The sequence below is a fragment of the Mesorhizobium sp. M1D.F.Ca.ET.231.01.1.1 genome (assembly GCF_003999155.2).
Classification (GTDB): Bacteria; Pseudomonadota; Alphaproteobacteria; order Rhizobiales; family Rhizobiaceae; genus Mesorhizobium.
The window spans coordinates 1-315 of sequence record NZ_RZOZ02000193.1; the positions used below are offsets into that span (position 1 = coordinate 1).

The window sequence follows — 315 nt, forward strand, 5'->3', positions numbered from 1 at the left end:
CGCGTGCCGGTGCCGGTGATCAGGAACGCCATGTCGTTGAGCGCCGCCCAGCCGGAGCGGTTGATGATCTCCTGGACGATCGCCGACAGATCCGGCGTGCGCTCGGCAAGGCCATGATCGCCTACCGTGGTCCATGGGTCCGGTGTCCAGGCCGTGGATGCCGTCGTCCTCGGAAGCGAGGACACGTTGAAGCTGGCGGTGGTGAAGGGACTGGCGTCGTCGGTATTGTCGCCCTGGATCAGCAGCGACGCAGCGCCGGTCTTAACCTCGTTGGCTTGGAACTGGATGTAGGCGCTGGTGATGATGGCACCCTTG

General features: G+C 64.8%; 1 pseudogene. It reads right to left on the bottom strand.

Annotated elements, in window-relative coordinates:
• Positions 1-315, bottom strand: a pseudogene (locus EN874_RS32920) (RTX toxin); the annotation flags it as partial.